General features: G+C 52.6%; 20 protein-coding genes. 9 read left to right on the forward strand and 11 right to left on the reverse strand.

The window, feature by feature from the left end; genetic code table 11:
• Positions 1-13 precede the first annotated feature (13 nt).
• The 5 genes from arnD to BJJ97_RS20250 form a co-directional block, all read right to left on the reverse strand.
• A complete protein-coding gene (gene arnD, locus BJJ97_RS20230) occupies positions 14-907 on the reverse strand; it encodes a 4-deoxy-4-formamido-L-arabinose-phosphoundecaprenol deformylase (RefSeq protein WP_095995118.1) in 894 nt (297 codons plus the stop codon).
• Positions 904-2937, reverse strand: a complete 2034-nt coding sequence (gene arnA / locus BJJ97_RS20235; protein WP_095995119.1) for a bifunctional UDP-4-amino-4-deoxy-L-arabinose formyltransferase/UDP-glucuronic acid oxidase ArnA — start codon at positions 2935-2937, stop codon at positions 904-906. The genes arnD and arnA overlap by 4 nt, the downstream gene beginning before the upstream one ends.
• Positions 2934-3917 (reverse strand): undecaprenyl-phosphate 4-deoxy-4-formamido-L-arabinose transferase, encoded by a 984-nt coding sequence (gene arnC, locus BJJ97_RS20240; protein ID WP_039503106.1) that lies wholly within the window; start codon positions 3915-3917, stop codon positions 2934-2936. Before arnC ends, arnA begins: the two co-directional genes overlap by 4 nt.
• The gene (gene arnB, locus BJJ97_RS20245; protein ID WP_095995121.1) at positions 3910-5058 is read right to left on the reverse strand and encodes a UDP-4-amino-4-deoxy-L-arabinose aminotransferase; all 1149 of its coding nucleotides are present in this window, start codon (positions 5056-5058) and stop codon (positions 3910-3912) included. The genes arnC and arnB overlap by 8 nt, the downstream gene beginning before the upstream one ends.
• A gap of 220 nt (positions 5059-5278) precedes the next feature.
• Positions 5279-6445 carry a nucleotide sugar dehydrogenase gene (locus BJJ97_RS20250; RefSeq protein ID WP_095995122.1) on the reverse strand — a complete coding sequence of 389 codons (1167 nt, stop codon included), beginning with the start codon at positions 6443-6445 and terminating at the stop codon, positions 5279-5281.
• 549 nt (positions 6446-6994) lie between these two features.
• Here BJJ97_RS20250 and BJJ97_RS20255 point away from each other — a divergent pair.
• The 3 genes from BJJ97_RS20255 to ybcJ all read left to right on the forward strand — a co-directional run bounded on the left by BJJ97_RS20255 (position 6995) and on the right by ybcJ (position 9897).
• Positions 6995-8542 carry a sensor domain-containing diguanylate cyclase gene (locus BJJ97_RS20255; protein WP_095995123.1) on the forward strand — a complete coding sequence of 516 codons (1548 nt, stop codon included), beginning with the start codon at positions 6995-6997 and terminating at the stop codon, positions 8540-8542.
• A 117-nt stretch (positions 8543-8659) separates the two neighbouring features.
• Positions 8660-9523, forward strand: coding sequence for a bifunctional methylenetetrahydrofolate dehydrogenase/methenyltetrahydrofolate cyclohydrolase FolD (gene folD / locus BJJ97_RS20260; protein ID WP_039316385.1), 864 nt, complete (start codon positions 8660-8662; stop codon positions 9521-9523).
• Positions 9524-9684: 161 nt separating this feature from the next.
• Entirely contained in the window at positions 9685-9897 is a 213-nt protein-coding gene (gene ybcJ, locus BJJ97_RS20265; RefSeq protein ID WP_039486392.1) for a ribosome-associated protein YbcJ, read from the forward strand.
• Between the two features lie 92 nt (positions 9898-9989).
• On the opposite strand, the gene cysS is transcribed toward ybcJ, so the two are convergent.
• Both cysS and BJJ97_RS20275 read right to left on the reverse strand, forming a co-directional pair.
• Positions 9990-11375, reverse strand: coding sequence for a cysteine--tRNA ligase (cysS, locus tag BJJ97_RS20270; protein ID WP_095700161.1), 1386 nt, complete (start codon positions 11373-11375; stop codon positions 9990-9992).
• Between the two features lie 285 nt (positions 11376-11660).
• Positions 11661-12092 carry a DoxX family protein gene (locus tag BJJ97_RS20275; protein WP_095995124.1) on the reverse strand — a complete coding sequence of 144 codons (432 nt, stop codon included), beginning with the start codon at positions 12090-12092 and terminating at the stop codon, positions 11661-11663.
• Between the two features lie 388 nt (positions 12093-12480).
• Between BJJ97_RS20275 and ppiB the strand changes: the two genes are divergently transcribed.
• The 6 genes from ppiB (at position 12481) to BJJ97_RS20305 (ending at position 18765) form a co-directional block, all read left to right on the forward strand.
• A complete protein-coding gene (gene ppiB, locus BJJ97_RS20280) occupies positions 12481-12975 on the forward strand; it encodes a peptidylprolyl isomerase B (protein WP_095700163.1) in 495 nt (164 codons plus the stop codon).
• 10 nt (positions 12976-12985) lie between these two features.
• Complete coding sequence (lpxH, locus tag BJJ97_RS20285; RefSeq protein WP_095995125.1) at positions 12986-13708, forward strand: UDP-2,3-diacylglucosamine diphosphatase; 723 nt, start codon at positions 12986-12988, stop codon at positions 13706-13708.
• Positions 13709-13898: 190 nt separating this feature from the next.
• Positions 13899-14408, forward strand: a complete 510-nt coding sequence (gene purE, locus BJJ97_RS20290) for a 5-(carboxyamino)imidazole ribonucleotide mutase (protein ID WP_039273565.1) — start codon at positions 13899-13901, stop codon at positions 14406-14408.
• The gene (gene purK / locus BJJ97_RS20295; protein WP_095995126.1) at positions 14405-15475 is read left to right on the forward strand and encodes a 5-(carboxyamino)imidazole ribonucleotide synthase; all 1071 of its coding nucleotides are present in this window, start codon (positions 14405-14407) and stop codon (positions 15473-15475) included. Before purE ends, purK begins: the two co-directional genes overlap by 4 nt.
• 564 nt (positions 15476-16039) lie before the next feature.
• Positions 16040-17329, forward strand: coding sequence for an HAAAP family serine/threonine permease (locus BJJ97_RS20300; RefSeq protein WP_095700166.1), 1290 nt, complete (start codon positions 16040-16042; stop codon positions 17327-17329).
• 68 nt (positions 17330-17397) lie between these two features.
• Complete coding sequence (locus BJJ97_RS20305; protein WP_095995127.1) at positions 17398-18765, forward strand: L-serine ammonia-lyase; 1368 nt, start codon at positions 17398-17400, stop codon at positions 18763-18765.
• Positions 18766-18879: 114 nt separating this feature from the next.
• Here the strand turns inward: BJJ97_RS20305 and BJJ97_RS20310 are convergent, their stop codons facing one another.
• From BJJ97_RS20310 to BJJ97_RS20325, 4 genes are all read right to left on the reverse strand, one after another.
• Positions 18880-19317: a helix-turn-helix domain-containing protein gene (locus BJJ97_RS20310; protein ID WP_010280336.1), complete on the reverse strand. Its 438-nt coding sequence runs from the start codon at positions 19315-19317 to the stop codon at positions 18880-18882.
• Between the two features lie 131 nt (positions 19318-19448).
• The gene (gene pstB / locus BJJ97_RS20315) at positions 19449-20264 is read right to left on the reverse strand and encodes a phosphate ABC transporter ATP-binding protein PstB (protein ID WP_039486418.1); all 816 of its coding nucleotides are present in this window, start codon (positions 20262-20264) and stop codon (positions 19449-19451) included.
• Positions 20265-20279: 15 nt separating this feature from the next.
• Positions 20280-21926 (reverse strand): phosphate ABC transporter permease PstA, encoded by a 1647-nt coding sequence (gene pstA, locus BJJ97_RS20320; protein ID WP_095995128.1) that lies wholly within the window; start codon positions 21924-21926, stop codon positions 20280-20282.
• Positions 21923-24091 carry an ABC transporter permease subunit gene (locus tag BJJ97_RS20325; RefSeq protein WP_095995129.1) on the reverse strand — a complete coding sequence of 723 codons (2169 nt, stop codon included), beginning with the start codon at positions 24089-24091 and terminating at the stop codon, positions 21923-21925. The genes pstA and BJJ97_RS20325 overlap by 4 nt, the downstream gene beginning before the upstream one ends.
• Positions 24092-24281: the final 190 nt, after the last annotated feature.

Raw genomic sequence — 24281 nt, forward strand, 5'->3', positions numbered from 1 at the left:
TCTCCTGCTTTATTTATTCTTCCGTTTGCACACCAAGCCAGCCTTCCCGCCCGGGAAACGGCGCGCGTTCAATCCGCCCGACGGGCAGCGTGGCGGGGTCATCAGGCAGTAATGCGGAAAGCGGACAAAATTCGATGTGCTGCTGGCGGGCACGAAGCAGCAGCTGACTGAACTGCGCCAGCTTCGCGCCACCTTCAACCTCCGCATGGATGGTGTAGACCGGCACGCCGCGATCCTGCTGGATCGCCTCAAGAATAAAGTCGTTAAATTCACCGTCGCTCACGCGCTCGCCGATGACTTCATCGTAGGTCGGCAAGGTGACCGGGATCTGCACGGTGCCCAGCTCACCATTTTCCAGGCGCGGTCGAAAAGGTCGGGTGCCGCGGCAGTCGCTGTTATAGTCCAGATTCCAGCGCTGCTTCATCTCCACAACGCGCGAATCAGCTCGCCAACCCGCCACGGCGGAACAACGCACTGGCGATGGCAGAATCGACGTCAGTGCGTCCATTCCTTCACGGAACTGCGCGGCTAATTGCGCATCCGACCAGCGGGCGACATTCGCCTGCCAGCCGTGATGATCCCAGGCGTGTAGCCCGACTTCATGGCCTGCGTCGTGCGTCTGGCGGATTAACGAACCAAACCGCGCACCGATATGACGCCCCGGCCACGCCGTACCGGCCAGCAAGATATCCCAGCCGTAGAGCGAGGCCGCGTTGGAGCGCAGCATCTTCCATAAGAAGCGTGGACGCAGCAGACGCCACAGGTGACGCCCCATGTTGTCCGGCCCGACGCTAAAAAAGAAGCTCGCCTGAATATCGAACTCTGCCAGCGCATTCAGCAGCGCGGGCACGCCGTCCCGCGTACCGCGCCAGGTATCGACATCTATCCGCAGGCCAACACGCGTCATCCCTGCGCATCCTTGGCGTCAGCAGTGTGCTGGGGGTCAACGGTACGCAGAAAATAGTCCAGCGTTTCCGCGACGGTTTGATCCATCTTCACCGTCGGTTCCCATGCCAGCAGGCGTTTGGCGTTGCGGATGCTCGGCGTGCGGTGCTCGACATCCTGATAGCCTTTGCCGTAATAGCTGCTGCTTTCTACGTCAATAAACCCGGCGAACGGCGGGAAGCGGTCACGCAGCGGGTGCGCATTAAAGCTGGTTAACAGCATTTCACCCAGTTCGCGGATACTGGCTTCATTATGCGGATTACCAATATTGATGATCTGCCCATCACACTGGCCGTTGCGGTTTTCAATAATGCGGAACAGCGCTTCAATGCCGTCATGAATGTCGGTAAAACAGCGCTTCTGCGCCCCGCCATCCACCAGCTTGATCGGCGATCCTTCCACCAGATTGAGGATCAGTTGGGTAATCGCCCGAGAGCTGCCGATGCGTGCCGCATCCAGCGTATCCAGACGCGGCCCCATCCAGTTAAACGGACGGAACAGCGTGAAGCGCAGGCCGTTTTTCGCGCCGTACGCCCAAATCACCCGATCAAGAAGTTGCTTGGACACAGAGTAGATCCAGCGCTGCTTGTTGATCGGCCCGACAATCAGGCGTGAGGTATCTTCATCAAACTCTTTGTCATCACACATGCCGTACACTTCCGAGGTGGACGGGAAAACGATGCGTTTGTTGTAGCGCACACAGTCGCGCACGATTTTCAGGTTTTCTTCAAAATCCAGCTCAAACACACGCAGCGGGTTACGGGTGTATTCGATAGGCGTGGCAATCGCCACCAGCGGCAGAATGACATCGCATTTCTTGATGTGGTATTCGATCCATTCGTTATGAATGCTGATATCACCTTCCACAAAATGAAAACGTGGATCGCCAAGAAAACGGGCGATGGCATCCGAGCTGATATCCAGCCCGTAGATTTCATAGCGATCGTCGCGCAGCAGGCGTTCGGTCAGGTGGTTACCGATAAAACCGTTCACGCCGAGGATCAGAACGCGCGTGCGGCGTCGTTGCACACGGCTGGCGAGGTTGCCCAGTTTCGCCTGTGCCACCATGCCCATTTCCGCCGCCAATCGGTTACCCGACATATACAGCCCGGTCTCACTCTGTCCGCTGACGATCTCAAGCGCATCCTCTCCGCAGGACACCACCAGCGGCGACGTCGAGAGAATCGAACCCGGTTCATACTTCACACCATTGGCTTTCACATCACTGTTTTTAACGCGATTAACCTTCACTACACGAGCGCGCCAGATAATCACTTTACGCTCACCGAGGAACGTAAACGCGCCCGGATACGGTTCTGTCACCGCACGGATCAGGTTGTTAATCTCACGGGCGCTTTTTTGCCAGTCGATCAGCCCATCAGCTGCCGTACGACGTCCAAAATAGCTAGCTTGGCTTTCATCCTGCGGCGTCAGCGTAATTTCACGCGAGCGAATCAGCGGCAGTTGCTGCGCCAGCAGAGCGGCAGCGGCGGTACGGCATTTTCCATGTAGCGTCAGCGCGGTATCTTCCTCGTCAATCGCCACCACGGATTGCGCGACAATATCGCCAGCATCGGCGCGAGACACCATCTTGTGCAGCGTCACGCCCGTCTGCGTTTCGCCGTTCACCAGCACCCAATTCACCGGCGCACGTCCCCGGTAGCGCGGCAGCAGGGAACCGTGCAGATTGAAAGCGCCAAACGATGGTAGCTGGAGAATGTCATCGCTTAATAACGTGCGGTAGTAGAAGGAAAAAATAACATCCGGTGCCAGTTCACGAATGCGATTCACCCAGAGCGGATGGTTAACGTCCTCTGGGGCAAATACCGGCACGTCCATCTCTGCTGCCGCTTTCGCCACCGACGCGTAGAAATGGTTCTCGCCCGGCGCATCGCTGTGCGTGAACACCGCCTGAATCTCATAGCCCGCGAGCTTTAACGCCTCAAGGCCGACGCAGCCGATATCATGGTAAGCAAATACGATCGCTTTCATTCTTCTTCATCCCGTAAAGTGGTAGCCAGTGGCGTTGCCGCACTCACTGTTTTTTGCACAAAATAGCGTGGTCGGGCACGGACATCGGTATAGATACGGCCGATGTATTCCCCCAATAGACCCATCCCGACGAACTGCGCGCCGATAAACATGAACAGCACGGCAAACAGCGTGAACACGCCCTCTGCCGCCCATTCCGCACCGAAGAAAAGACGCAGGCCGATCAACAGCAGCGCCAGCAGGAAGCCCGACAGCGCAACGACGCTGCCAATCAGGCTGAGTATGCGCAGCGGCGTCGTCGTCAGGCAGGTCAGCAGGTCGTACATCAGGTTAATCAGCTTCAGAAAGCTGTATTTGGACGTGCCGAATTCACGCTCGGCGTGCAGCACATCGATCTCAATGGTTTTCCGGGCGAACGTGTTAGCAAGGATAGGAATAAAGGTGCTGCGTTCGTGGCAGCGCAGCATCGCGCTGACAATGTGGCGACGATACGCGCGCAGCATGCAGCCGTAATCCGCCATGGATTTCCCGGTTGAGCGCCGGATCATCATGTTGATGGTTTTCGAGGCCAGTTTGCGAAACAGCGAATCCTTCCGGTTTGCCCGCACGGTGCCGACCACGTCATACCCTTGCGCGGCGTACTCCACCAGCCGCGGAATTTCTTCCGGCGGGTTCTGCAAATCGGCATCCAGCGTGATAATCACATCGCCCACCGCCTGCTGGAATCCGGCCATGATGGCCGAGTGCTGACCATAGTTACGGTTCAACAGCACGGCAATAATGTGCTTTTCCGGGTCGCTAGCCGCTTCGGTCAGCAAGTCCGCCGAGCGATCGCTGCTGCCGTCATCAACCAGAATAATTTCCCAGGGTTTACCGATCTTCTGGCAGGCCGCCAGCGTGCGTTCGATCAGCACCGGCAAACTCTCTTCTTCGTTATAAACGGGGATCACAACGGAAACATTTTTGATGTCATCAATCACGAACAGACTCCAGAATCGAGGTTAGCGCCGCGACGACGCGATCAACATCGCTGTCCTGCATATCGGGGAACAGCGGCAGCGTCATCAGCGACGCCGAATTCCACTCCGTTGCTGGCAGGTGCAAGTGGGGATAGCGCTCGCGGTAATATTTTTGCGTATGCACCGCTCTGAAATGCAGCCCGGTGCCAATACCGTGCGCCTGCAACGCCGCCATCAGGTTATCGCGTGATATACCGCACTGCGTTTCATCCACGCGCACCATAAACAGATGCCAGGCATGCAGATGGGGATAATCAGGAACGGCCAGCGGCTGGAGCGGCAATGAGCGCAGTTGGGTGAGATAGCGCGCGGCAAGCTGCTGACGGCGGGCGTTGATCGCCGGGAGTTTATCCAACTGAACCAGCGCAATCGCCGCATTGATATCTGCCAGATTGTACTTAAATCCCGGCGTAACCACTTCAGCCTGCGGCTTGCGCCCCTGCAACTGCCTGTCGAATGCATCCACGCCCAGCCCGTGAAACTTCAGGCTGCGTATGCGTTCAGCAAGCGCGTCGTCGTCCGTCACCACCATGCCACCTTCCGCACAGGTGATATTTTTAATCGCGTGAAACGAGAAAATGGCGGTTCCACGCGCGCCGATCCATTCATCACGATATTGCGTACCGACGGCATGCGCGGCATCCTCAATCAGCGGGATGCCGTAGCGCTCGCTAAGTGCGCGAAGCGCTGCCAAATCGGCCGGAGCGCCAGCATAGTGCACGGGAATAATCGCTTTGGTCTTCGGTGTGATGGCCGCCTCAATATCCTGTGGGCGCACCATCAGCGTATGCCGATCCACGTCGACCATCACCGGTTCCGCGCCCAATAGCGTGATGACATTGACGGTTGAAACCCAGGTCTGAGACGGTGTAATCACTTCGTCGCCGGGGCCAATACCGAGCGCCATCAGCGTGACGTGCATACCGCCCGTCGCCGAGCTGACCGCAATCGCCTGTCGGCACCCGATTCGCTGGCAAAACGCCTGCTCTAATTGCTGACATTTCGGCCCCGTAGTTATCCAGCCGGATCGTAATACTTCCGCCACGGCAGCAATTTCTTCTTCACCCATGTTCGGGCGGGAAAAAGGCAAAAAATCCGTCATAACGTATTCCCAAAATAAATAATGGCGAGAAATCATCATTCCGCAGTCTAAATAACGAAGCCTTAAGCCAACCTTAATTTATTGCGATAATCATAAAACCACAGATAAACGGCACGACATGACAAAACGGAAATAAGACATAATTAATTACAATGCAAAAATGAACTTTTCGCGAATAACCGAATAACAAAATGTCGCTTTATTGATTTACAGCAAGAAATCAATCTTCGCCAAATAAGTCTCGCGTATAGACTTTGCCCATCACATCTTTTAATTCATCAGCATAGCGATTGGTAATAATAATGTCACACTGCTGTTTAAAACTGTCGAGTTGATGAATGATAGGAAAATCTAAAAAATCATCATCATCAATCCCAGGCTCATAAATTACCACCTTGATTCCTTTCGCTTTTATCCTTTTCATAATCCCCTGAATGGAAGAAAAGCGAAAATTATCCGATCCCGCTTTCATGATAAGGCGGTGGACGCCGACGGTTTTCGGGTGACGGCGGATAATCGTATCGGCAATGAAGTCTTTTCGCGTATGGTTAGCGTCCACGATAGCCTTGATCAGGTTATTCGGCACGGTACGATAATTCGCCAAAAGCTGCCGGGTATCCTTCGGTAAACAGTAGCCGCCATAGCCAAACGACGGATTATTGTAGTAATCGCCAATACGCGGATCGAGGCATACGCCTTCAATAATCTGCCGGGTATTCAGCCCCAGCGATTCGGCATAGCTGTCCAACTCGTTAAAGTAGGCCACGCGCATCGCCAGAAAGGTATTCGCAAACAATTTTATCGCTTCAGCTTCGGTTGGGTCGGTAAACAGCACGCGAATATCTTTTTTTAATGCGCACTCCATCAATAGGTTAGCGAAGAACCGTGCCCTTTCTGACCGCTCGCCCACTACAATCCGCGACGGGTAAAGATTGTCGTGTAGCGCCTTTCCCTCACGCAAAAACTCGGGCGAAAAAATGATGTTATCCGTATCCAACTGCTGGCTGATTTTCTCGGTGAAGCCGACGGGCACCGTCGATTTAATCACCATAATGGCCTGCGGATTAATCGCCAGCACGTCGCGAATGACCGCCTCTACCGATGACGTGTTGAAATAGTTGGTTTGCGGATCGTAATCCGTCGGCGTAGCGATGATCACGAACTGCGCATCGGTATACGCCTCATGCTTATCCAGCGTCGCAGAAAAATTCAGCGTTTCATGTTGTAAAAAACGATCAATCTCGGCGTCATTAATCGGCGATTTTCGTTGATTCAACAGCGCCACTTTTTCAGCCACAATATCCAACGCCACAACCTGATGCTGTTGCGCTAATAATAATCCATTCGATAAACCGACATATCCCGTTCCGCTAATCGCTATTTTCATGAAGGGCTCTTTATTTCATTACTGGCTAAAATCTATTTCGCCGCAGTATCTTTCTTCTGTTTTCATCTGAATAGAGGGGTAACATGTCAATTTATTTCTTGTTCCTCTCCCGCGATGCCTCTCTATCATTCACAAATATGCCCTTCCCTTATCCGTCGATAACGTCAGAAGCACAATATCCTTATCATTAGCAATTCCAGTTAAACGCCAATTAAACATAGCGTATTTAATGACAAATAAAGATCTTCTTACACCTTGTGACTTTTTTAAACCATTAGCGTGAAAACAAATTTTCATCCCGTTATGTAACACAACGTCATTTATCTTAGATGATTTTTACGAATAAACACGATGATACAGGTTCATTTTCAAGTTTTTATCAACGCTATATGGAGATAGTGTGTAGAGACGTTACTTTATTATCGAAGCGGCTTATTATTCGATAATAACCGACAAAAAACATAAGAAAATCTCATCAATAACAGCGCAAATGGCGAGAGCGTCTACACTTATCATCAGTCATCTCTCTGGCTAAGGATGGGAAGGACAATGAAGGCCAGCACGCACGACAGAGCCAACCAGTATCAAATGCCGCTCCAAAAATTGATGATTGTTTTTATGTTATTCATCATCACCACAGTAGTGGCGCTGAACGGATGGGCTGTCTTCAATTCTCACCAACAGCTTGTCGATTCCACAGAGCGAAACGCCAAAAACCTGTCGCTGTCGCTGGCCCGCCATGCCGAAGATACGTTTTTACAAGTCGATATATTGCTACAGGATTTACAAGAGCGAATCGAACAGGATGGCCAATCACCCACACAATTGAACCGCCTGAGCGATATTCTAAAAAGCCGTAAAACAGCGCTGCCGCAGTTGCATGGCCTCTTTATTTACGACAGCAAAGGCGAATGGCTGGTGAACTCCGGCATAATAAAACCCGTCAATGCCAATAACGCCGACCGAGAGTATTTCAAGTATCACCAAAACAACGTCAACCATTCCATGTACATCGGCAGCGTGATTCAAAGCCGCTCGACGGGCGATCTGATCATCCCCGTTTCTATGCGTATCAATAAGCCAGACGGCAGTTTTGACGGCGTGTTGCTCGCTACCCTCTCGCTGAACTACTTCAAACAGTATTATGGTTACTACTCGCTGGGGAACATGGATGTGCTCGCCATTCTCCTGTCCGATGGGCGAATCCTGTACGGCCGACCTTACGACGATTCATACGTTAACCGCAATGTATCCAGCGGTCCGCTCTTTTCAGAACATCTGAAACAGTCCGAAAGCGGTACGGCAACCTTTGTCTCCACGCTCGATCACATCGAACGTATTTATGGTTACACCAAATTAAAGCGCTACCCTATCGTCATCGCAGCCGGCTACGATCTTGGGCTAGTGCTCGAAAAATGGAGAGCAGACAGTCTGGTCTACGGTGCCATTACCTTAATTCTGCTGTTCACCATTACCCTACTCGGCCTGATCGTGCTGAGACAGATTCGTATGAATTTGAAAAATCAGATCGATTTAACCATCGTGCGTGATGAACTCACGTCGGTTAACCACACGCTGCAAACGCTGGCGCTGTTCGATGGCTTGACAGGCTTAGCCAACCGCCGCCAGTTCGATATTTTCCTGCAACAAATCCTATTGCAGGCTGCGGAGAAGCGGCAGTGTATCGCGTTGATCATGATCGATGTCGACGCTTTCAAGAAATATAACGACCACTATGGGCATGTGGCAGGCGATGAGTGTCTGCGCAAGATTGGTAACCTCCTGAGCAATATGCTGCGGCGTAACGAGGATTTGGTCGCTCGCTATGGCGGTGAGGAGTTCGCTATCATCATCACCGAGACCGATAAACAAAGTGCTGCCGCGCTGGCTCAGCGTGCGCTGGATTTAGTACGTGAAGAAAAGATCCCACATGAAACCACGCTATTCCCAGAAAAAATCGTCACCATTAGCGCCGGTGTTTATGTGTTCTGCGCCGATAGCCCACCACCAGCGGCGTCATCCGTTATCGATATTGCCGATGCCGCGCTGTATCGCGCCAAAAATGGCGGTAAAAACCGTATCGAGGTGAGTGAATAGCGCTTTCAGTCTCAATGCAGAAACAATTAATGTTGATGCAATACCTGACAGCACGCGCAGCTTCTGACAAAATAGCGGCCATCTCCCCCTATTTCAAATTGATGGGTCTCTTCTCAGATGGCAGCAAAGATTATTGATGGTAAAACGATTGCGCAGCAGGTCAAAGACGAAGTTGCCGCACGAGTCACGCAGCGTTTGGCAGAAGGAAAACGCGCACCAGGCCTAGCTGTTGTGCTGGTCGGCGAGAATCCGGCGTCACAGATTTATGTCGCCAGCAAGCGCAAGGTGTGTGAAGAAGTCGGTTTTATTTCCCGCTCTTATGATTTGCCCATCACCACAACGGAATCTGAGTTGTTGGCACTTATCGACCAGCTCAACGCCGACCAGACGATTGACGGTATTCTGGTTCAGCTTCCGCTGCCGGAAGGCATCGATAACACCAAGGTGATTGAACGCATCGCGCCAAGTAAAGATGTGGATGGCTTCCATCCTTACAACGTGGGTCGTCTGTGCCAGCGTGCGCCCATGCTGCGCGCCTGTACGCCACGCGGCATCATCACGCTGTTGGAGCGTTATAATATCGACACCTTCGGGCTGAATGCCGTTGTCGTCGGCGCTTCTAATATCGTTGGCCGCCCAATGAGTCTGGAACTGCTGCTGGCAGGCTGCACCACAACCGTTACGCATCGTTTCACCAAAAATCTGCGCCACCATGTTGAAAACGCCGATCTGCTGGTTGTCGCGGTGGGTAAACCGGGCTTCATTCCCGGCGAATGGATTAAACCGGGCGCGATTGTGCTGGACGTGGGTATCAACCGTCTGGAAAGCGGTAAAGTGGTCGGCGATGTGGAATTTGAAACGGCGCAGGAAAGAGCGTCGTACATCAGCCCCGTACCGGGCGGCGTCGGCCCAATGACCGTTGCCACACTGATTCAAAACACGCTACAGGCGTGCGAAGAGTATCATGACCACGCCGAATAATTGGCGATACCCGTCATACTTCAAGTTGCTTGTGCGTTGACTGCCCTTACTCACCCCAGTCACTTACTTATGTAAGCTCCTGGGGACTCGTGCGGTTGTCGCCTTCACGCAACTCGAATTATTTAGGATACATTAGGTCAAACACGAATAAGCAGGAATTTATGGCAACCTTTAATCTTGAAAAGCATCCGCACGTTGAACTGTGCGATCTCTTGAAACTGCTGGGCTGGAGTGAAAGTGGCGCAGCAGCCAAACTGTCTATCGCCGCAGGCGACGTGACCGTTGACGGCCAGACGGAAACACGCAAGCGCTGCAAAATCGTTGCTGGGCAAACCGTTCAGTTCAACGGCGAGACGGTAAAAGTCGCCGAGTAACCTTTACGGCGTCGATCACGGCGAAAAAAAAGCCCGCAATGTTATTCTTGCGGGCTTTTTATTTACTGAAAGCGTGTTACAGGAAGAAAGCGTTACTTACGGCGCCAGATCGTTCCCTGAGAGCTATCTTCCAGCACGATCCCCATTTCATTCAACCGATCGCGAGCCTGATCCGCCAGCGCCCAGTCTTTCGCCGCACGCGCATCTTTACGCTGTTGGATTAACGCTTCGATTTCTTTCACTTCATCGTTATCCACCTGCGCACCATTTTGCAGGAACTGCTCAGGATCTTGTTCCAGCAGGCCAAGCACGCCGGACAGTTTACGCAATGCCGATGCCAGCTGGTTCGCCGCTTGTACATCTTCCGTTTTCAGGCGGTTAACTTCACGCGCCATGTCAAACAGTACCGAGTAGGCTTCCGGCGTGTTGAAATCGTCGTCCATCGCTTCGCGGAAACGGGCTTCAAACTCGTCACCGCCGTGCGCCGCAACGCTGAGATCCATTCCACGCAACGCGATATACAAACGTTCCAACGCCGATCGCGCCTGTTTCAGGTTGTCTTCGCTGTAGTTCAACTGGCTACGGTAGTGGCCTGACATCAGGAAGTAACGCACGGTTTCTGGATCGTAATACGCCAGCACATCGCGCACGGTGAAGAAATTGTTGAGCGACTTTGACATCTTTTCGCGGTCAACCATCACCATGCCGGAGTGCATCCAGTAATTCACATACGAGCCGTCATGTGCACAGCTGGACTGCGCGATCTCGTTTTCGTGGTGCGGGAACATCAAATCTGAACCACCGCCGTGAATATCAAAATGCGTGCCCAGCTGTTTGCAGTTCATAGCAGAACATTCAATGTGCCAGCCTGGGCGCCCTTCTCCCCACGGAGAAGACCAGTGCGGTTCACCCGGCTTGGACATTTTCCACAGCACGAAATCCATCGGATTACGCTTCACTTCGGTAATTTCAACGCGCGCGCCAGCCTGCAACTGATCCAGATCCTGACGAGACAGCACACCGTAGCCCGGCGCGGTATCAACGGAGAACATCACATCGCCATTACTCGCGACATAGGCGTGGCGACGGGCAATCAGCGCTTCCACCATTTCGATGATGTCGGCAATATGGTGCGTCGCACGCGGTTCGGCATCCGGGCGCAGAATATTCAACGCATCAAAATCGGCGTGCATCTCTGCGATCATACGGGTCGTCAGCTGGTCGCTGGTTTCCCCATTCTCGATCGCACGTTTAATAATTTTATCGTCAATATCGGTGACATTACGCACATATTTCAGTGAATATCCCAGATACCGCAAATACCGCGCCACCACATCAAACGCCACGAAAGTACGCCCGTGACCGATATGACACAGGTCATAAACGGTGATGCCACACACATACATTCCCACCTGACCGGCGTGGATAGGTTTAAATTCCTCTTTTTGGCGACTCAGCGTATTAAAAATCTTTAGCATCAGGGCGTTCCAGTGTTTTTATAAAAAATGGTTTTCACAAAAAAATGGTTTTCACAAAGCATTGCGTTAACACGATAGGCCAATCACCGTCGCAGGTAGCGTCAGTAACATCAATGCATTCAGGGTTTACACCCCAACGGGGTATTGAAACCTGAACCCTATTGTATTGCAAGGTTAAGAAGAGGGAATAAGCGAGAAAGGATAAAAATGAAATGGCCCGGATTTCCGGGCCATTTCATACAATCGACGTTACTGACGAAAAAACGTTCAGCTAACAAAAAACCATTAGCGCCAGCGCGGATTCGACATCACAGAATATTTTCCGCTGCCGAGCAGGGCAATTGCGATGCCCGCGAAGAAGAATACCGCCGTACCTTCAACACCCCAGGCACCGGTTTTGGCCAGCGTGAAGAAACCCTCTGGGTGAACCAGCAGCGTCGCGACAACCATCGTGAAGGAGAAAATCAACGCGGAAGGACGTGTAAAAATGCCGAGGATCATCAGGATTGGTATGATGACTTCCCCAACATAGACACCGTAGCCAATAAAAGCAGGGAGCCCAGCCGACGCGAGCATGCCTTCAATACCACCGATGCCACCGTGCACTTTGTGCCAGCCATGAAACAGCATCAGAACGCTGAAAGATACGCGCAAAAACAGTTTGCCAAAATCCGGTTTGTCTAATAAACGATTAACACTATCCAGAATACCCAGCATAGTTCACCTATCTCTTTAGAGTTATTTATGAAGAATAAGAATTACTCTCAGATTAATCTGAGCCGTAAAAAAAGAACACGTTGATTACGCAAAACATTGATCTGGGGCAACAAAAATCTCATTCAAATTAATTAACTGTTATTTGAAATTTTGATCAATTTATTTGTTTTTAAAAGTCCTCATTGCCTGATTAACACCTTATTGCGCACTATTATTAAGCACACATATTATGTGACGCCTACCAAAATCAGAGTAGTAAACCTTTTTATACGATTTTCTCATCCATCCAACCGCCAACAGCGGTGCGGTAAGCGCGAAGTACTGACTCAATCGACCAGTTATGCTATAACAGCGCTCTTATCACTAAGGCTATCTAGGGTTCATTATTATGATTACGCTTCATACCAACCACGGCGATATCGTTATTAATACGTTTGCAGACAAGGCGCCGGTTACCGTAGAAAATTTCCTGAACTACTGCCGCGGCGGTTTTTATGACAACACGATTTTTCACCGCGTGATTAATGGTTTTATGATTCAGGGCGGCGGCTTCGCTCCCGGCATGGATCAGAAAGAAACCAATGCGACAATCAAAAATGAAGCCAACAACGGTCTGAAAAATACCCGTGGCACGCTGGCGATGGCGCGTACCAACGATCCGCACTCTGCGACTGCCCAGTTCTTTATCAACCTCGTTGATAACGATTTCCTGAACTTCCGTTCAGAGCGTGCCGATGGTTGGGGCTACTGCGTATTCGCTGAAGTCACCGAAGGCATGGACGTTGTTGATAAAATCAAAGGCGTGGCAACTGGCCGCAGCGGCATGCACCAGGACGTACCGAAAGAAGACGTGGTAATTACCCACGTAACGGTCAGCGAATAATCCGACCTGCATGGCAACGCTGTTCATTGCCGATCTGCATTTAAGTGTTCATGAACCGGCGATTACCGCCGGTTTTCTGCGTTTTTTACGCCATGATGCGATTGATGCCGATGCGCTATATATACTTGGCGACCTGTTCGACGCCTGGATTGGTGACGACGATCCCCAGCCGCTGCATGCGACTGTCGCAGCGGAACTGTATGCCTTACATCAGCGCGGCATTCCCTGCTATTTCGTGCACGGTAACCGTGATTTTCTGATCGGTAAGCGTTTCGCCAAACAAAGCGGAATGACGCTGCTGCCGACGGAAACGGTGCTCGACCTCTACGGTCAGAAGATCCTCATTCTGCATGGCGATACCCTGTGCACTGACGATCAGCATTACCAGCAATTCCGCCGTCGGGTACACAACCCGTTCATTCAGCGACTCTTCCTGCTATTGCCGTTGTCATTACGGATGAAAATTGCGGCGAAGATGCGGGCAACCAGCCAGCACGAAAACCAGAAAAAGTCGCAGCAGATTATGGATGTCAATCACGACGCCGTACTTGAACGCTTACGGCATTATCAGGTGGAGACGATGATCCACGGCCACACGCATCGCCCAGCCATTCATCAGGTCGATCTCGGCGAATCTTCGGGTCGTCGCGCCGTTCTGGGTGCCTGGCATGAAGAAGGGTCGATGATTAAGGTCACGCCACAAAATATCGAACTGATTTCCTTCCCATTTTAATGCGTTTCCTGACATTGACTTAACGGTCTCTCGCCTTACTCCCCCAGCATTTCCGCATACGCAACCGTTTTCCTCGCCATAATGGCGTGATATGCTCTACGCCCTCAACGCCAGACCCTCCCTGTCTGGCCGACGCGAACGCGTCACGAACACGTACAATTACAGGTACAACTACAGGAGCATTACAGGCATGTCATCCAACGTTGCCCCGGCTAAAATTGCCATCGTCATGGGTTCAAAGAGTGACTGGGCCACCATGCAGTTTGCTGCGGAAATCCTCACCACGCTGAACATTCCTTTTCACACCGAAGTCGTTTCCGCACACCGGACGCCGGATAAGCTGTTCAGCTTTGCTGAGCAAGCGGCACAGAACGGTTTTGATGTGATTATCGCGGGCGCAGGCGGCGCAGCACACCTGCCGGGTATGCTGGCAGCAAAAACGCTGGTTCCCGTGCTTGGCGTGCCGGTACAAAGCTCAACGCTGAGCGGTGTAGACAGCCTGTATTCCATCGTCCAAATGCCTCGCGGTATTCCGGTCGGCACGTTGGCCATTGGCAAAGCGGGCGCAGCGAATGCGGCTCTGCTGGCCGCACAAATTCTCGCCCTGCATGATAATAGCATTGCTACCCGACTGGCAGACTGGCGTCAGGCGCAAACCGATGATGTGCTCTCTCATCCCGATCCGCGGGAGGAGGCATGAAACCGGTCTGCGTATTAGGCAATGGTCAACTGGGCAGAATGCTGCGTCAGGCTGGAGAACCGCTTGGTATTGCGGTTTACCCAGTGGGGCTGGATGCAGAGCCGGAGTCGGTTCCGTTTCATAACAGTGTCATTACCGCCGAGATCGAACGCTGGCCGGAAACCGCCCTCACCCGCGAGTTGGCCGAGCACACAGCGTTTGCAAACCGCGATATTTTCCCGCGTCTGGCCGATCGCCTGACGCAAAAGCAACTGCTGGACTCGCTGAATCTGGCAACCGCCCCGTGGCAACTGCTGGCTAGCGCCGATGAATGGCCACACGTCTTCGCCTCATTGGGTGAATTAGCGATCATTAAACGTCGCGTCGGCGGTTACGACGGTCGTGGACAGTGGCGCTTGCGCGATGGCGAACAGCAAACGCTGCCCGCTGACTGCTACGGCGAATGCATCGTTGAGCAAGGCATTAACTTCTCTGGCGAAGTTTCGCTGGTAGGTGCCCGCAATACGCACGGCAAGTGCGTGTTCTACCCGCTCACTCATAACCTGCATCAGGATGGCATTCTGCGCACCAGCGTGGCTTTCCCTCAACCCGATCCGCAGTTGCAGCAGCAGGCCGAACAGATGCTGTCCGCAATCATGAATGCGCTGGGTTATGTGGGCGTGATGGCGATGGAATGCTTTATTGTCGGCGACCACCTGCTCATTAACGAGCTGGCTCCACGCGTACACAATAGCGGACACTGGACGCAAAATGGCGCGTCAATCAGCCAGTTTGAGCTGCATCTGCGCGCTATTCTGGATCTGCCGCTGCCGGTACCGGTTGTCGAAACACCGTCGGTGATGGTCAACCTGATCGGCACTGATGTGAATATCGACTGGCTGGCGCTGCCGCTGGTCCATCTGCACTGGTATGAGAAAGAGGTTCGTCCTGGCCGCAAAGTTGGGCACCTCAATCTACCGTCGTCGGACACCGCACAGTTGCAACGCACGCTGCAATCGCTGGCGCCTCTATTACCAGAGGAATACCACAGCGGTCTGGCGTGGGCAGAAGAAAAACTCACTGCCTGATAGCTCGGTGACCGTTATCCGGCAGGTTGCAATCTGCCGGATAACGATTTATCTGATAACAATGCATCAGATAACAACGCATCGGCTTACGACACAATGTGATGTGATGCAACAGCAGGAACCGCACCATCGAGATGTCCCCAAAAGAGAAAAACCATCATTACGCGTGACATCAGCAAAATTGCGTTTATTATTTCATCTGCCCTTTATTTTATTTATTGTTCATTTTTCATCACTCAGCAATTAAATAAAGTATCAATAACGAGCCGTTAAAAACATTTAAAATAAAGTATCAAGATTGATATTTTAATTTGCGCGGAAATTTATTAAAATATTTCCCGTCAATTCATTTATGTGATCGCCTCAATATTATTCGCTGACCACCACGATATAGAATGCCGCCACAAAACAGTATTGACCTACTGACATAATTAGCAACATGTCTCGTTCGTTTTTTAAACTCCGTAACGGCAACTTGCCGATACTGTAATTTTTATAATCCACATCATGTGGCAATACTCTTGTAACAGGGTATTAATATGTTCACCGAGGAGAGATCAGTATATGAGCACCATTCAAGATAGCAGCCAGGTGTTAGAACAGGCTTCAGGATGGCGTAAAAGCGACACCGTCTGGATGCTGGGCCTCTATGGCACGGCCATCGGCGCTGGCGTGTTATTCTTACCTATCAATGCCGGTATTGGTGGATTAATTCCGTTAATTATCATGGCGCTGATTGCCTTCCCGATGACATATTATTCTCACCGTGCATTATGCCGCTTTGTATTATCCGGCAAGAAAGGTGGCGAAGATATTACCGAAGTCGTTGAAGAACATTTCGGTGTTGGTGCAGGTAAATTAATCACTTTGCTTTATTTTTTCGCTATTTATCCGATCCTATTAGTTTATAGCGTCGCCATCACCAATACGGTAGATAGCTTTATTACTCACCAATTGCATTTGCCTTCTCCGCCACGTGCCCTGCTGTCATTAATATTGATTCTCGGATTAATGTTTATTGTCCGCTTCGGTGAAGCGATGATCGTTAAGGCAATGAGCATTCTGGTTTACCCGTTTGTTGCCGTGCTGATGTTGCTGGCGCTTTATTTAATTCCGAACTGGAACACCTCTGTTTTTGAAAACATTTCTTTGAGTTCCAGCGTCACGGGCAACGGTCTGTTAGCAACACTATGGCTGGCTATTCCGGTGATGGTTTTCTCCTTCAACCACTCACCAATCATCTCCTCTTTCGCCGTTGCCAAACGTAAAGAATACGGCGATGACGCAGAACAAAAATGCTCACGCATTCTGTCATACAGCCACATCATGATGGTGCTGACCGTGATGTTCTTCGTTTTCAGCTGCGTACTGAGCCTTTCTCCAGTTGAGCTGATGGAAGCGAAAACACAGAACATTTCCATTCTGTCCTATCTGGCGAACCACTTTAACAACCCAGTAATCGGCTATCTGGCTCCAGTTATTGCCACCATCGCGATCTCTAAATCGTTCCTGGGTCACTATCTGGGTGCAGGCGAAGGTTTTAACGGCATGATCGTGAAATCCCTGCGCAGCAGAGGCAAAACCATTTCCAACACCAAATTGAACCGCATCACTGCGCTGTTCATGCTGATCACCACCTGGATTGTTGCGACGCTGAACCCAAGCATTCTGGGCATGATCGAAACGTTGGGCGGCCCGATTATCGCGTGCCTGCTGTTCCTGATGCCGATGTACGCCATTCAGAAAGTCCCAGCGATGAAGAAATACAGCGGCCACATCAGCAACGTCTTTGTCACCCTGATGGGACTGATCGCTATTTCCGCCATCGTTTACAGCCTGCGCGATCTGCTGTAAGCCCCCCCACTCTAATTTAACGCCGGCACGTTGTTTAACGACCGGCGTTTTTTTTCAAGGAAATCGCTATGGTCAGCGTATTTGATATCTTCAAAATCGGTATCGGCCCGTCCAGTTCTCATACTGTCGGCCCAATGAAAGCAGGTAAAATGTTCACCGACGATCTGGTGAACCACGTGCTTATCTCATCGGTGACACGTATTGTCGTTGATATTTACGGCTCACTTTCCCTGACTGGGAAAGGGCACCACACCGATATCGCTATCATTATGGGGCTCGCGGGTAATCTGCCGGATAGCGTAAATATCGATAGTATTCCGGCGTTTATTCAACAGGTGAAAGACACTCAGCGCCTGCCGATGCTTAACGGTCAGTATGAGGTCAGCTTCCCGTTGGAATCCTCCCTGCGTTTCCAGCCGGAAAACCTGCCGCTGCATGAAAACGGCATGACCATTCGCGCCTATAACCAACAAGAGTTGGTCTATAGCAAAACGTATTACTCCATCGGAGGCGGATTCGTCGTCGATCAGGAAAATTTCGGCAAACCTAATCTGGCAGAGGAAAGCGCGCCCTACCCGTTCTTTTCTGCCCAGAAGCTGCTGCAACACTGTCACGATCACTGCCTGTCTTTATCCGCCATCGTCCTGAAAAACGAGATTGCGATGCATGGTCGGGAAGCGCTTGAGCACTATTTTGCCGACGTATGGAAAACCATGCAGGACTGCATGCATCGCGGCATGAATACGGAAGGCGTGTTGCCCGGCCCATTACGCGTTCCCCGCCGGGCATCAGCACTGCATCGCCTGCTGTTCATCAACGATCGTTTTTCTAACGACCCGATGGATGCGATGGACTGGGTAAACATGTTCGCGATGGCCGTGTCGGAAGAGAATGCGGCTGGCGGACGCGTCGTCACCGCACCGACTAACGGCGCATGCGGCATTATTCCTGCCGTGCTGGCTTATTACGATCGCTACGTTCAACCGGTCACTCCGGAATCTTACCTGCGTTACTTCCTGGCATCCGGCGCTATCGGTATGCTCTACAAAATGAACGCCTCTATTTCCGGTGCGGAAGTGGGCTGTCAGGGAGAAGTCGGTGTGGCCTGTTCGATGGCGGCAGCCGGTCTGGCTGAACTACTCGGCGCTAGCCCTGAACAAGTATGCATCGCGGCGGAAATCGGGATGGAGCATAATCTGGGGCTGACATGCGATCCGGTAGCAGGTCAGGTTCAGGTGCCGTGCATTGAACGCAACGCCATCGCCTCCGTGAAGGCAATCAACGCCGCCAGAATGGCAATGCGCCGCACCAGCGAGCCACGCGTATCGCTGGATAAGGTCGTTGAAACCATGTACGAAACAGGCAAAGACATGAACGCCAAGTACCGTGAAACGTCTCGTGGCGGTTTGGCGATTAAAGTCGTGCTGTGCGAGTAGTCGTGGCAGGGGCTAAACTGACCTTGTCGCGTTAAATATACCAAGTGGCTTAACGCGACAATCAGGGGGCATGCGGGGTTCGTACATAGGGGTTAATGCATTTGCATTAGCCCTTTATTTTTTATCGCTTTCAGGCAGCGACCAGACAATATTGTTTTCAGCCGCCGCGATATACCAGTCTACCGTGCTGTTAGCGGGCTTCTTGATATTTTCATGCTTGGTGAGCGCTTTGGCAGGAAACGTGGCGGCTTTCTTTCTGATACGCAACGGGGTCTGTTTTTTCTCACCGCTGATCTGCGCATGGAAGGATTCCACTTCGGCATCGAAGAGCACGCCTTCAATCTGATGCAGACGATTTAATCCGCGCAGAATGGAGAGCAGGCTGCTGAGCGTAATGGATTCGCCCATTTCCGCACGCTTGATCGTTGCAATTCCCAGCCCCGCCCGTTCGGCAAGATCGACCTGCGATAAACGCTGCTGAATTCTGGAGTCTTTTATTCTCCGGCACAGCTCGGTAATAATTTCACCTTCGTTCATGGTACTGAATTTCATCTTACCCGCCACTTGCCAGAGTCAAAAAATTTGCGCGCATTTTATCATCAATTTTTCAAATGGCACGGACAATTGATGAACGGTATCCATAATTTTTTTAGGTCCTTTAAACGCGGCGGTCTGATGAAATTTCACCCAAAGCGCCCGGTAATATAATCCTCTGTGCGGCGCTGCGTCGGAGAAGTAAACAGATCGTCCGTACGGTTGTATTCGATCAGTTTTCCCTGATTGATAAACGCGGTGTAATCAGACACGCGCGCGGCTTGCTGCATGTTGTGCGTCACCAGCACCAGCGTGAAATGCTGCTTTAGCGTTCCCATCAGTTCCTCGACAACCAGCGTCGAAATCGGATCGAGTGCGGAGGTCGGTTCGTCCAACAACAATACTTCCGGCTCAATGGCGATCGCCCGGGCGATCACCAAACGCTGCTGCTGCCCGCTGGATAGCGTCAGCGCGTTGTCGCTCAACCGATCCTTTACCTCATGCCAAAGCGCCGCCGCCCGCAGCGCCCGCTCAACGGCATCATCCAGAAAGCGGCGATCGCGTAGCCCCTGCAATCTCAGGCCATAAATCACGTTTTCATAGATCGATTTGGGAAACGGATTCGGTCGTTGAAAAACCATACCCACCCGACGGCGCAACGTGGCAACATCCAACTGCGGGTCGTTAATAGGCATACCGTTCAGCCGGATATCGCCCTCGGTGCGGCAATCATCAACCAGATCGTTCATGCGATTAAAGCAGCGTAACAGCGTGGATTTACCGCAGCCCGACGGCCCAATCAGCGCCGTCACCTGATTCTTCGGAATGCGAATCGAAATATCGTTCAGTGCCTGCTTGTCGCCATAGTAAAGATTCAGATGTTCCACGGTTAACGTCGTCTGCTCATCACTCAGTTGATGAACATCAGGCAGCGGTGCCATCTCCTTTTGTGTCATAAATCCCATAACTTCATCCTACTTTCAGAGTGATAACGAACGGTATTTCTCACGCAGAACATGGCGAATCCCAATCGCTGCAAGGTTCAACCCAACGACGATCAACACCAGCAGCAGTGCGGTGATGTACACCAGCGGCCTTGCCGCTTCCACATCCGGGCTTTGGAACGCCAGATCGTAGATTTGGAATCCCAGATGCATAAACTTTCGCTCAAGATGCAAATAAGGGAAAATGTCATCAACCGGCAACACCGGCACCGACTTCACTACGCCGACCAACATCAGCGGCGCGGTTTCCCCTGCGGCACGCGCCACAGCGAGGATCAAGCCCGTCATCATCGCGGGAACCGCCATCGGCAGCACGACGTGCCACAGCGTTTCGGCTTTGGTCGCCCCCAGCGCCAGTGAACCGTGGCGCACAGACATCGGAATGCGCGACAGCCCTTCCTCCGTCGCCACAATCACCACCGGCAGCGTCAGTAGAGCCAGCGTCAGCGACGCCCACAGCAGCCCCGGCGTACCAAACGTCGGATTCGGCAGCGCTTCGGAATAGAACAGCTGATCCAACGTGCCACCGATGAGATAAACAAAAAAGCCTAACCCGAACACGCCGTAAACAATGGAAGGCACCCCAGCCAGATTGACTACGGCAATTCGCACCCAGCGCGTTAAGCTATTTTTCCCCGCGTACTCATGCAGATAAACCGCGGCGATCACCCCCAACGGCATCACCACGATGGACATCAATACCACCATCAGCACCGTGCCAAAAATGGCAGGAAAAAGGTGGCCCGCGCTGTTGCTGTCCGGCGAATAGTGCACCAGCATGTATTTCGCCTGAGCGCCCCAGTGGCTGGCTTTTTCCCACAGGCTCATCGCGTTAGGGTACCAGGCCTGTTCAATGTCCCTGAGCGGAATAAGATGGACGCTGCCGTTCGCGTCCCGTAATTGCACGGTATCGCGATTAATGTCCAGATTGAGTGAGGTTAGCTGGCGCGACAGCTCATCAAAGCGGCGTTGCAGTTCAATACGTTCAGCCTGAAGACGGGCTAACGCCTGATTATCCAGCGTCTTGGCCTGCTGCCGCTTTTTCTCTTCCAGCCGCAGCGTCTCAAACTGCTGGTTGATCTTCGCCATCTCCCCCATACGGATGGCCTGCGTCTTCGCAAGCAATCCCTGCACCTGCTCGACGCGATGCTGTAAGGTAGCGGGGAGATCCGTTGCCACCAGCGGCTGCTCGCCCTCCAGCATGCCAGCCAGATAACCATAGGCAGTGCCATTATTCGTCCGCTTCAACACCAGAATGTCGGCGGGTTTATCAAAGCGGACAATGTCGCGCGACAACAGCGTGCGAAAGCTCTGCCCATGAATTTCACGCTGGCCAATTTTGATCAAGTAACGAGTTTCAGCGTCCTCGGGAGAAGAGGACAAACCGGCCTGTTCCAGTTGCTGGGGCGAAAGCGTCTGCTCGGCATAAATTTCCCCCATCAGCGCACGCTGCGCCCCCTGTTCAGGCTGCAACGTCAGCAGCCAGACGGGCTGCGGCCACAGATAGCGCATGCCCTGCCCGGCCAGCAACACAATGATTGCCAACATCGCCAGCAGGCTAATGGAAATTGACGATGCGGTCAGCCACACCCAGGGCCTTCCCGAACGGAACCAGCGCTTCACGCGTTCTCTCCTTCATCACGGTAGCGTTGGCGTAAGCGCTGCCGGATAGTTTCAGCCAGCGTATTCACGATAAACGTGAAAACAAACAGCGTTAATGCCGTTAAGAACAGCACCCGATAGTGACCGCTGTTCGTCACCGCTTCCGGCATTTCAATCGCGATATTCGCCGCCAGCGAACGCAGCCCCTGAAGCAGGCCTTCATCCATAATCGGCGTATTGCCCGTCGCCATGAGCACAATCATGGTTTCCCCCACGGCGCGACCAAAACTCAGCATCAGCGCGGCGAAAATCCCGGCACTGGCGGACGGCAGCACAACGCGCCACAGGGTTTGCCACGCTGTCGCACCCAGCGCCAACGATCCCTGACTTAAGCGAGCCGGTACGCTGAACAGCGCATCTTCCGCCAGCGAAAAAATCAGCGGGATCAGCGCAAAACCGAGAGCAACGCCCGCCACCAGCGTATTACGTTGCACAAAATCATCGCCTAGCCACTGGTACAGCGGCTGCCCCAGCACCCAAATTTCCATCCGCGGCGCAAGCCAACAGCCGAGCACAAATGTCAGCAAGATCGTGGGGATGAGGAATAGCACGTCCCAGCCCGCAGGGAAACGGACGCGCCAGCGCGTCGGCAGGCACTCAATCAGCCAGCCGCAGCCGAGCACGGCCAGCATCCATAGAATCGGCATGACCAAAATCGCGGACAGATAGGTCGCAAAATGCGGGGCCAGCCAGATGGCCGCAATCAGGCCGACGACCACCGTCGGCAGTGCGCCCATGATTTCCAGCGTGGGTTTAATCCAGCGTCGCAGCGTCGGTGACATAAAGCAGGCGGTATAAATCGCGGCAGACAGCGCCAGCGGCGTGGCAAATAGCATGGCGTAAATCGCCGCTTTCATCGTGCCCAACATCAGCGGCATCATGCTGAATTTGGCTTGATAGCTGTCATCCGCTGACGTGGATTGCCAGATATAGGCAGGCTCTGGGTAGTTTTCGTACCACAGTTTTTGCCACAGCCCGCGCCAGCCAATATCGGGATACGGGTTATCAACCCGATAGCGATGCCAGCCCTGCGCCGTTTCAACCAGCATGGCAGAACCGCGAGGCGAAAACGCCAGCTTTTGTGCGTGTGCCAGTAGCGTCTGCGTCAGCAACGCATGCGACTGTTTACTGGCAAACAGCGACAGCTCTCCCTGTGCATTCAATGTGGCAAAGACTCGTCGCTGCGCCTCTGTTGCCAACAACACCGATTCGCCCACAACGTGCGGAAACTGACGCGTCTCTGTCAGCGTCGCGCCCTGTTGACCCGGAACCTCAAACCATTGGCTAATCCGCCCGTCAGCAGACTGCACCAACAGCGATCGTCCACCGGACAACAGCGCCAGATGCAGCGGTTCCGCCAGCTGTAACTGGCGCTCTTCCCGCAGCGTCAGCGCGTTCGCGCCCACCTGCCACAGTGTTAATGTGCTGCCGCTGAGCAAATACACCTGCTGCCCGTCTGGCGTTAGCAGCAGTTGGCTAATCGTACCCGCCGGAAGCGTAATCTGTGCTCGTTGCCGCACGCCGTTTTTATCAACATCAGCGATAATCAAGGCATTTTCCTGCCCAATCGCCGCCACAACAACATGCTTTTCACTCACCGCAGCCACAGCCAGATGACGCAGCGGCTGCGCAGGTAACCCAAGCGAATATGCCTGCTCACCCAGCGGATAATCCCAGACAGGAGAACGGTTTTCCGTACGTGATAAAACAGGCTGCACGAAAATCAGACGGCCATCAGGCTGGCTCAGGGCATAAACCTGTCGCTCGCCCTGACTCTGCGCCAATAAACTCAGCGCGGGAATCAGTTGAATACGCGACATAGGCTGGTTTTCCGCAAACGGAATAAACTCGCCATAGCCCTGACTGTCGATGCGAAACCCGATTTGCCCGTTGTCGCTAAGCCCCAGCGCCAGCGACGGCTCCGCACTGTGGCGTTGCACCGTTTTTTGCCCGTTAACGGTGGGAGAAAGGAACAGTGGCGTCACCACATACAGTAGATAGAAGAAGATTAACAACAGCATAGCCAGCACCAGCAGCCCACTGCCCGCAACAATGCGGTGAACCAAACGATCGATCCACGCTCGCCGACGATCCCGATACTGTGATGTGTTACCTGTGTTTACCATTATTCTCGCCGTTAGAGTGAAGCCGCCAGAGTCGTGTTGCTAACGTATTGCGGGTAGCATATGTTGCCTTTACGCCCATAATATGACAATGGTAAGTCTGTCTATGAATTAGATTTTATACCCTAAATAGTTCCAGTCGTATGACAAAACGCTAGCGTTTTGAGCAACGCTAAAGCGTTGACCCTTTAGG

This window comes from Pectobacterium polaris (assembly GCF_002307355.1).
Classification (GTDB): domain Bacteria; phylum Pseudomonadota; class Gammaproteobacteria; order Enterobacterales; family Enterobacteriaceae; genus Pectobacterium; species Pectobacterium polare.